The organism is Rhizobium sp. TBD182 (genome assembly GCF_001950375.1).
Classification (GTDB): Bacteria; Pseudomonadota; Alphaproteobacteria; order Rhizobiales; family Rhizobiaceae; genus Agrobacterium; species Agrobacterium tumefaciens.
Genome location: NZ_BDLN01000002.1, coordinates 516,152 through 526,641 on the forward strand (window position 1 = coordinate 516,152; position 10,490 = coordinate 526,641).

General features: G+C 60.4%; 6 protein-coding genes. All 6 read right to left on the bottom strand.

What is annotated here, in order from left to right; all coding sequences use genetic code 11:
- Positions 1-52 precede the first annotated feature (52 nt).
- Entirely contained in the window at positions 53-2,131 is a 2,079-nt protein-coding gene (gene pbpC, locus T18_RS11155) for a penicillin-binding protein 1C (protein ID WP_038494212.1), read from the bottom strand.
- The gene (locus tag T18_RS11160) at positions 2,128-7,572 is read right to left on the bottom strand and encodes an alpha-2-macroglobulin family protein (protein ID WP_038494215.1); all 5,445 of its coding nucleotides are present in this window, start codon (positions 7,570-7,572) and stop codon (positions 2,128-2,130) included. Before T18_RS11160 ends, pbpC begins: the two co-directional genes overlap by 4 nt.
- A 122-nt stretch (positions 7,573-7,694) precedes the next feature.
- A complete protein-coding gene (locus tag T18_RS11165; RefSeq protein ID WP_003511371.1) occupies positions 7,695-7,883 on the bottom strand; it encodes a Trm112 family protein in 189 nt (62 codons plus the stop codon).
- Positions 7,884-7,893: 10 nt separating this feature from the next.
- The gene (locus tag T18_RS11170) at positions 7,894-8,565 is read right to left on the bottom strand and encodes an LON peptidase substrate-binding domain-containing protein (RefSeq protein ID WP_003511372.1); all 672 of its coding nucleotides are present in this window, start codon (positions 8,563-8,565) and stop codon (positions 7,894-7,896) included.
- Between the two features lie 68 nt (positions 8,566-8,633).
- On the bottom strand, positions 8,634-9,602 hold the full coding sequence (trxA, locus tag T18_RS11175; RefSeq protein WP_013761809.1) for a thioredoxin: 969 nt from the start codon (positions 9,600-9,602) through the stop codon (positions 8,634-8,636).
- Between the two features lie 54 nt (positions 9,603-9,656).
- Entirely contained in the window at positions 9,657-10,166 is a 510-nt protein-coding gene (locus T18_RS11180) for a prolyl-tRNA synthetase associated domain-containing protein (RefSeq protein WP_013761810.1), read from the bottom strand.
- Positions 10,167-10,490: the final 324 nt, after the last annotated feature.

Consider the following 10,490-nt stretch of genomic DNA (forward strand, 5'->3'; position numbering starts at 1 on the left):
AAGCTGCCTGCGACGCGGCGTTCAGCCGCGTGGTGCGCAAGCCGTCAAAAATTCACTCGATGAAAACGCGCACGCTCGAAGCGCGGCCATCGGCGTCGATCACGGTCAGCGTTGAAAACCCCTGCCCTTCCGGTCGCCATTCGCTGTTGCGACGGAGCGAAGCATCCGGGAGAGGCCTGCCGTTGGCGAGCCAGCGGAAGGGCGCGCGGCCGCCTTGCAGCTTCAGCACTAGCGGCGAAATGCCTGACTGGTTGGAGAGCTCCACCCTAGCCCCTTCCGGTGGATAGACGATGCGCGGCGCGCTTTCGCGCCTTGAGGCCGAAAGCAGGCCGCTTGCGGTCAATGTGAAACGCCGCTGGTTGGCGGGAAGGTCGCTCACGGCCACCCGCGCGACGCCAGAAGGTGCAGCAGGCATTGGCGTGATCGCCACGCCGGATTTCTCGAAAGCCTCGAAGAGGATCGGGGCTGCCGTCGCATAACCGGCAATGCCCGGGACGGCGCCGTTATCGGCACGACCGACCCAGACGCCGATGACATGCCGCCCGTCATAACCTACCGACCAGGCATCACGGTAACCGTAGCTGGTGCCGGTCTTGTAGGCGATGCCGCGCTGCTTCATGCCGAGTGGCGGCAGCACACCGGACAGGATGTCGGAGACGTTCCAGATCGCAGCGTCGGCAAACAGCCGATCTCCGGCAAGCCGTTGCGGCGCGGAGCGCACACCGTCCCCCAGCCGCACAGGGTCGCCGCCGCCGGCAAGGCCCGCATAAAGCTGCACCAGATCAACCAGCGAAATACCAGCACCTCCTAGCGCAATGGCAAGGCCCGGCGCCTCGGTGGTGGGAAGCACGAGCTTCACGCCCACGCGGCGAAAACGCACCATCAGCGCAGATGGGCTGACAGCATCCAGAAGCTTTACGGCGGGCACATTGAGCGACAGTTGCAGTGCCTGCCTGATGCTGACATCACCCTGATAATGCATATCGAAATTACGCGGGCGGTAACCGGAAAAATCCGCCGGGCGATCCTCGATGATGGTTTCCTGCCCGATGAGACCATTTTCAAAGGCAAGGCCATAGATGAATGGCTTGAGAGTGGAGCCCGGCGAGCGCACGGCGCGGCTCATCTCCACGAAACCGCGCCTTGCAGTATCGAGATAATCAGCGGAACCAACTTCAGCCACAATATCACCGGTCTGCGCGTCGGCCATGACGATGGCGACGGAGACCTTTTCTGTCAGCTTTTCCGCTGCATGGCGGGCAACGGCTTCCAGTTCCCGCTGGATCGGCAATCTGAGCGTCGAGTGCGCCTCGGTGGCATTGGCAAACTTCACGCGTGCGGCAGCCGCCATATGCGGTGCATAGGCCGGCAGATCACGCCGGTTGGCGGGAACGGCTGCAAGGGTCGCCCGCTCTGCTTCGCCTTCACCCACCACGCGTTCCACGGCAAGGCGCTGCAAAACCCTCTCCCGCGCCTGCCTTGCCGCATCCGGAAAGCGGTCCGGTCGGCGTTTCTCCGGCAATTGCGGCAGCGCAACCAGAAGAGCCGCCTCCGCCGTGTCGAGCCGGGCGGGCTCCTTGCCAAACCAGGCGAGGCTTGCGGCACGAACACCCTCAAGATTGCCGCCATAAGGCGCGATATTCAGATAAAGATCGAGGATTTCCACCTTGTCGAGCCGTCTTTCGATCTGGAGCGCGCGCAATCCCTGCAGAAACTTCGCCGAAAACGACCGGTCGGTGCGCGGTTCGATCAGCCGCGCCACCTGCATGGAAAGCGTCGAGGCGCCGGAGACGATCCGGCCGTTGCTTGCCAATTGCCAGGCGGAGCGCAGCAGCGCCCACGGGTCAATGCCGTGATGGTCGTAAAAACGCTGGTCCTCGTAAGCGATCAGCATGCGCAGGAACTGCGGATCGACTTCTGCAGCGCTGGTTTTCAGCCTCCAGCGGCCATCAGGTGTCGCAAATGCGCGCAGCAACCGCCCGTCTCTATCCAGCACCTCGAAGGACCGCTGCTGCGCAGCCTCCAGTGGTGGTGGATAGGCTTTGTCCAGCGCATCGAGACCGAAGGCCGCACCGCCTGCAAGCAGAGCGGCCGACACGATGCCGACGATGATCGCCTTTTTTCGCCTCATGGGGTTGCCGAACGCACCTCCATGCGGCCCGTTGCCGTGCGGGCGGAAAATTGCGGCCGGTACATATCCTCGACCGAGGCCGCCGGATGATCATAAGTGCCCGGGGTGACGGCCCGGACCACATAGGCCAGCGTGATTTCCGAACTGTCGCCAGCCGTGCGATCGAAGGCCGCCACGAACCGGTCGTAGCGGAATTCGGTATGCGCAGCTTCGGTTTCCGGCAACCAGTCGAAATTCGAAAGGGCGGCAGAATTGACGAGGCTCGGATTGTCGATCTCGAAACCGGAAGGCAGAAGGTCAGTCACGAGAATGCGTGCTTGCCAGTCATTTTTAGGCGTGACATTCAGCACCGCCACGTAACGCTCGTTCTGCACCACCTCGCTCGCGTTCACCTCCTCGCCATCCATGGAATAATAGGTACGGGTAATGGTGAAGCCCTCGCCACCGGCGGCAAGCGGTTGTGCCGGGGGCGCGACCGTGGTGACCACCGCCGTGACCGGATCAGCCGACGCGTTGGCGATCTTCAAGGGTGCCGCCAGCAATTCGTCGCCGCTCATCCGCTTGCCGAAACCGCCGGTCTGCAAATCGCCGTTCACATCAAGACGGATATCCTTGTCCTCACCTTTGACGGCGCGGGCGGCAAGCAGCATCCATGCCTGTTCTTGGGTGCTGGTATAGGGTTTCTTTTCCCATTCCTTCGCCACGGCACCTGCAAGTTGCGGCACGACGGCAGGAACCGGACGGCTTTCCGCCGCAAGCGCCAGCGTCGCTGCGCCATCACGCAGGGCGGAACCGTAATCCGCCCTTGCGAAGCTAACCTTGGTGGCACGGCTCGCCATATCGAGCGAGGCACCGAACACAGTCTTCGCGCGTGCCTGATCTCCATAAAGCGAAAGGGCTGCGGCAACCTGCGCCTTGGCAAGCGGTGTGGGGAAATCGGCAAGCGCCGTATCCGCATAATATCTGAGATCGTTGATCGCCGCCTTGCGGTTGCGCGCCAGAACGTAAAGCGAATAGGCGATCTCGTTGCCCCGATCCTTGACGTTGCTATCGTAGGAAAGACCGTTTTGCAGGTTGCTCAAAGCCTGCACCATCGCCTGTTCGGGAACATCGTAACCCTGCTCGCGCGCACGGGTCAGGAAGTCGCTGATATAGGCATCCAGCCACAGATCTCCGTAACCGGGAGACCAGAGGCCGAAACTGCCGGAACTCGACTGGAAGGACAGCACCCGGTAGATCGCCTCCTGCACGCGGCGGCGGGTATCCGGGTCCTCGGCAATGCCGCTATCCTTGGTCATTTCCGAGAGATAAAGCAGCGGCAAAGCGCGGCTCGTCGTCTGCTCGGCGCAGCCGTAAGGATATTTGTCGAGCATCATCACCAGCGCCGGAATATCGAAGGCTGGCGAGCGTGTGACGTTGACGGCGACGGACGAACCGAGAAGCATGCTATCGGCCAGAAGGTCGCCATTGATCGTCAGGCTGCTATTGGGCGCGATCTTGATTTCACGCCGCGTCGTGACCGGCAGAACGGCTGGACGCACGGGAACATTCAATACCTGCTCCAGCGAAAGACCGGCGGCATTGGAGACCTTGATGGTGATTGCGCCATTGCCCGGCTGTTCGCCTGTTAACGGCACGGTCAGCGACGACTTGCCGCCCTTTTGCAGTGCCAGGGTCTGCGACATCTCACCCTGATCGACCGTAAGTGCCGTGTTGCTGGTCACATCCAGCCGGTAGTCGCCGGCATCGCCATCGGTATTGGCGATATCGAGCCGCAATTGCGAGACATCGCCGGGCGCGAGGAACTTCGGTGCACTGGCCGTCACCACCACGGGATCTCGAATGACGGCGTCGGAGACCGCATGTCCCACGCCCGTCTTCGTCCAGGCGACAGCCATGATGCGGGCCGTGCCGTTGAACTGAGGAATATCGAAGCTCACCGTCGCCTTGCCGTGTGCGTCAAGTTCGACAGGTCCCGAGAAGAAGGCCACGAGCTTTTCGGTGGGCGGGCTGCCCTGCAGTGCTGCGCCCCCGCCATCACCGCCCGTTCTCAGGCGACCGGTGGCGCCAAGCGAGCCGTCGATCAGGCGGCCATAGAGGTCGCGGATTTCCAGCCCCAGCCGTCGCTGACCGAAATACCATTCATCCGGCTTCGGCGGTTCATAGCGGGTGAGGTTCAATATGCCGACATCCACAGCCGCGACGATGACATAGGCCTTTTCGCCCACGCCCGCGCCGGCGACACTGATCGGAATTTCAAGCGGCTGACGCGGCAGCGTCTTCTGCGGCGCGCCTAGCGTTACCGCAAGCTTGCGCTCGACGGGATCGACGGCAAGCCACTTGATGCCTATGGCGCGCATCGGCATGCGGCTTTCCTGCGCATCGCCCGGACGGAACAGCGTGGCCGTCACATACGCCCCCGCGCCCCATTCCTCGGTAACGGGAATGTCGATCTCGCCGCCATCCTCACCGATCTCAGCATTCTGCACGGAAATCAGCTTTTCCGAACCTGACGTGACCATCAGCTGACCGGCAAAACGCGACGATACCTTGAGTTTTGCGGTATCACCGATCTTGTAGTTTTGTTTGTCCAGCGCGATTTCCAGCGCATCCGGCGTCTCTGTCGAGCTTGCCTCGACGTAGAAACCAGCATCAAATTCGACGCTCGAAACCGGTGCGCCATTGCCGGCACCTTCCACTTCCAGCCTGTAGCGGCCCCAGGTGACAGGCACGGAAATCTCACCGCCATTGGCATCGACGGAAACCGTGCCGGTTTCGGTCTGTTTGGTATATTCCACCGGTTCGTACCGCCAGGAGTTACCCTGACGATACCATTGATAGTTTCGCTCTACCTTGATCAGCTTCCAGCTGAGGCCACTCATCGCCTGTTTCGCGCCATCAGCTGTCACGCCGATAATGTGGAAACGGCCAACGGAATTCTGGGCGAGATCACCCGAAAACTGCGGTTTGATGCCGATGACAGGTGCTTGCGCCTTCACCGGCAGCGTCAGAGATCGTTCGACGGCGCGGCCACCGGCCTCGCGCATCCGAACGGTGATGTTGGTGGAAAGCAGCTGCGTGGTGGAAGGCAAATCCGTCAGATCGACATTGAAGCTTGCCTTGCCTTCTTCGTCCAGCGCCGGAAGATCGGCAAGCGCGGTGCGATTTTCCTCTTCGCTTTCCTCATCCGCTAGACCGAAGAAATAACCCTCGAAGTCGGTACTCGTCCGGGTCGGCTTGACGGCGACCTCACCTTCCAGCGTCAGGCCAGCTGCGGGCGCGCCGTAGAGATAACGGCCATCGACGTCGATTGCCGTTTCCGCGCCCGGCTCGATCTGTTTCACCTTGCTGGAGAGATCAAATTCGGTGCGATCAGGCACGAAATCATCGACCAGAAAGCTCTTTTCGCTGATCGCAGCCGTTTTCGGATCGGTATGAATGCGCAGCGTCCAGGTGCCGCGCATGGCATTCGCCTGCAAGGGCAGATCGACCGCATGGCCGCCGAGCGCCTTGCCGTCACTCACGAAACGCCGGTCCTCGACGCCATCAGGACGCGAGAAGATGAAGGTCAGCGGCAGATCCTCGATCGCCTTGCCGTCAACATCACGGGCCAGCGCTGCCGCGTGCACGGTCTCGCCGGCGCGGTAGATGCCGCGCTCTGTCCAGCTGAACACGTCGATGGCGCCGGGGGCCGCGCGGCCAGTCACACCACGGTCGGAAAGATCGAAACCGGCGCGCGTCATGTCCAGAAAGACGTAGTCCTTGTCGCCGTTGCGCGCTGTGAGGATGGCTGGCGCCTGCGCCGCTGTGCCACGCATCAGGCCTGCCGAAAATACTGCCCTGCCGTCTGCATCCGTCTTTGCAGTGCCGAGCACTTCGTTGTTCTTGGCGAGCAATTGCAAGTCCACCCCGCCAAGCGGTGCGGCGCTGCCGAGCGAGCGCACGAATACGTTCAGGCCATCGGTGCCGGCATAGGTGGTGATGCCCGTATCGGAAACGAGGAACCACTGCGTGGCGCGCGAATCCCATGTCTCCGGTGCGGTGCCGGGCGGTACGGCGGTCAGCACATAGATGCCGGGCTTCCGCTCCGGCAAGGCTTCGTCCACCGGAAAGCTCGTCACTACGTCCTTGTTGAGGTCCGGCTGAATGTCTATCGAACCTTGCCAGACCAGCTCGCCGAGCTCGTTTTCAATACGGTCGGCGTTGTAACCGTCCATCTGCGTCAAAAACTGCGAGTTTGCCAAGACCGACGTGATGTTACGGTCGCCAATACGGTAAAGCTTCAGATCGGCCTTTTCGGCATTGACCGAAACAATGGGAATGCCGCGCCGCGCCGTGCCCGGCAGCACGAAGTTCTCGCCGGTGAAGCGGACGCTCGCTGCACGGTCACGCACGTAGATATCGAGATCGACCTGCTTTTCCAGCGGTTCTTCCACCGAGGACGGCAGGCCGGCGCGGAACGCAATCTTGTAACGCTGACCATGGGTCAGCCCCTCGACGCAAATCTCACTGCCCTTCGCCTCGATCGCCTTGGGTGCAGCACCATCCAATGTGACGAAAGAGGAATAATCGACACCGTTCTTCACCAGCGGTTCGGAAAACTGCACGCATGCGCGCGGGCTGACACTATCCGTATCAATCGTATTGTTGATGACGCGGAATCCCTGGCGCGTGCGCAGATCGGCATAGGCCGCCTTCGTCTGCGCATTATCGGAAAGTGTGAGGCTCTCCTTATAGGCATTAAGCGCCGCGCGATAATTCTGGGTCTTTTCGAAAGCCTGGGCCAGCCGGTTCAACGCCTCGGTGCGGGCACTGACCGTGCGGCTCAACTGATAGGCATTGATGGCAGCGGAAGCGGCCTGGCCCGCAATCGCGTAATTGTCGGCAACCTGCGCCGCCCTTTGCGAAAATTCGGCCCAGAGAGCACCGTCATCGGGCGAAATCGCAAGAGCCGCCTTGTAGGTTTCGATCGCGTCGGCTGCCGCCTGCTGCCTTGCCGTTTGCAGCAGGTTCTCCAGTCCCTGGCTCTGCTGCTCCGCGCTTGCCGCAAGGCCCGATTTCAGCCGGCGCGCTTCCTGCTGCAGGCTATCAGTCACGAAAGAAAGACGCTGCGGTGCACCGATATCGGCTTCAGCGACAACCTGCACGATCTTGCCGGCGACGGCACCGGGGAAGGCATTGAGCTGATTGAAATCCGATTTAAGGAAACACCATTGCACCTTGGGATTGTAGGTGAACGCCTTGCAGGCGGTATCGCCGACGCAAATCTCGCCGCACTGCTCAAGCGAGACATTCTGCTCGGTTCTGAGATCGAACCCGAAATAATCGCCATTTTTGGTGGTAACCACCTTGCGGGAAGGTTCCGCCGCCACAGCTGGAATAAAAGTAATGGCGGTTGAGACCGCAATCAACGAGATCCGGACGAGCGCGCGCAACGACATCAGTTTTCTCCCCGCAACAGACATGTCGGGCGGGACTCTGGTCAAATCCACGCACGGTTGTCAACGCATCATCGTCAATTTGCGACGTGACACTGTGGAGAGAGCGGCAGGCAGGGCTAACGCTAGTCTTCTAATTTGCGCGCTTCGGAAATCAGCATGATCGGCACCCCGTCGCGGATGGGGTAGGCGAGCCCTGCGCTTTCGGACACCAGCTCGTTGCGGGCGCGATCGTAGGAAAGACGTCCCTTCGTCAAGGGGCAAACCAGCAGCTCAAGCAGCTTGGGATCGGCATTGCTCATCCTGTCGTCCATGGCGGCGATCCTACTGCAGCACAGTACCGGCCTCGCCCGAGCCCTGGGCAAGAACGATCTCGGTGATGGCGATCAATGTTTCGGCCCGCGTCCTCAGGTCAGGCGCTTCCAGCAGCGCCTGCTTTTCGGCGGGACCAAAGGGAGACATCATGGAAAGCGAATTGACGAGGACACGATTGCCTGCGCGCTCCACGCTTTCCCAATCGGCTTCCAGCTGGTTCGCATCCAGAAACGCGCGGAACACCCGCAGCAGATTTTCGCGGTCCACAGCGTCCTCATCATACTCGCCGGAAAGATCGGCGATGAAGGGCGCGTGCCGGAAACTGCGATAGGGCTTGCCCACATCCACCTCTTCCAGCAGGCGGAAGCGGCAGATGCCGGTGAGCGAAATGACATAACGCCCATCCCCGGTTTCCGAAAAGGAAGTTATGCGACCAAGACATCCGACAGCGCTCAAAGGACCACCATCATGCCCCCCCTCAATGACGTGAAGGGCCGGCTGCACCATGCCGATGACCCGGTGGCCGGCCAGTGCCATATCAATCATGGCGAGGTATCTAGGCTCGAAGACATTGAGCGGCAGGTGGCCTTCCGGCAAAAGCAACGCGCCCGACAATGGAAATACCGGCACAGTTTCCGGCAAATCATTGTTCTTCACATATCTCGCATTTCCGACATGCATGGGATCAAGCCCCCTGTTCACCGCTGCCCGGCCGGCGGATCAACCGCCATGGTCGGGATATGCCCGCATTACGAAAACAAGATCGACGAAAGCTTCCGGCGCCCGGCCACACTTGCCGGATCCTTGAAGCCCCAGGCCTCGAAAAACTCCAGAAGCTGGCGGCGCGCGCCGTCATCATCAAAGGTTCTGTCCTTGCGCATGACATAGAGCAGATGATCCGCTGCCTCATCCCGCCGCCCTTGAGCGTTGAGGACCTTGGCAAGCTTCACACGAGCCTCGTAATTATCGGGATCGAGCGCGAGATCACGTTCCAGCGCCACCGGGTCGCCAATCTTGCGGGCTTCTTCATATTGCGCGATCTTTTTCGAGACGAGCTGAATGCCAGCATCTGCGGCCACTTCCGCCGGCAGGGACGAGAGGAGTTCGCTTGCCCGTTCATATTGTCCAACGGCAATCATGCATTCGGCAATACCAGCGATTGCGGCGGCGTTTTCGGGATCGGCCTGCATAACCGCGCCGAACAATTGTGCCGCGCCATTATGATCGCCATCCGCCAGAAGCTGCTTTGCCTCTGCCAGAACCGCTTCGATCTCAGCCTTCGGATCACCCGCATCAGGTCCGGCGATCTTGTCGATGAACTGCTTGATCTGGCTTTCCGGTACCGCGCCCATGAAGCCATCCACCGGCCTGCCATCCAGGAAAGCAACGATGGCGGGAATGGACTGGATGCCGAGTTGTCCTGGAATAGACGGGTGATCGTCGATATTCAGTTTCACAAGCTTCACGCGGCCATTCGCCTCGTTTACTGCCTTTTCGAGAACCGGCGTCAGCTGCTTGCATGGGCCGCACCACGGTGCCCAGAAATCCACCAGAACCGGCTGGTGGCGCGATTCCTCGAGAACATCCTTGGAGAAGGCCGCCGTTGTGGTGTCCTTGATGTGACCGGAAGACGCGCCGTTCAGCTCCCCGCTATATTGCGCGTTGCCGGACATCTGCCCGCCGTAGGAACTGCCGTAAGGATTGTTCGTGCCGCTCATGCCGGTCTCCCGTAATCTCTGTCGTATTGTCTTGGTTGAAGCAAAGATCGTATCTCACTCGCTGACTTTCAAGACAAGCGGCGTGTGGCCGGTCGCCTCCAGGAAGCGAATGAGGTCTTTGTTTCCTATCGTCGTCGTCTGGTCGTTGGAAAGCGGGTGACCGTTGATAAGCTCGTTTTCCAGAAGATCGCTGTCGAGTACGAAGGTGACCTGCCCACCCGTGTCGTTGATGGCGCCGAAAACCGTGACAGATCCCGGCACGACACCCAGATATTCAAGCATTTTTTCCGGCCTGCCGAAGGATACGCGGCTTGCCGCGCCAATCGTCTTGTGAACGCTTTTCAGATCGACGACCGCGTTCTCCTCAACGGTCAGAACGAAATATTGATCCTTCTTGTCCTTCACAAAAAGGTTCTTCGTGTGGCCGCCCGGGATTAGATCACGCAACGACTGGGATTCAGCAACGGTGTAGACCGGCTCATGCTGTTTTGTCTTATGCTCGATGCCGAGCCCGTCCAGAAACGCGAACAAGTCCGCTGCCGTCTTCGGAGAATTTTCCGCCATATCCTGCCGCCTGCCTTTGCCGATTCCGATATCCTCTCCGTCATGATTAAGGGGGCAACCGCGGCTTGGCAACGCGTGAAAAAGCGACGGCGCGAAAATTCCCAATCATTTCCGCCGCTTGTCGCATTTCTCAAAGAAATTTTCGCGTTTTTGTCATTTCCCTGTTGCATTCCAAAATCGATTGAGCGATATAGCGCCCGTCGCCGCATTGCGGTGGCCCACGGTTCAGCGTACTACCCCGGACCGATGGATTTGAGCGGGTGTAGCTCAGGGGTAGAGCACAACCTTGCCAAGGTTGGGGTCGAGGGTTCAAATCCCTTCGCC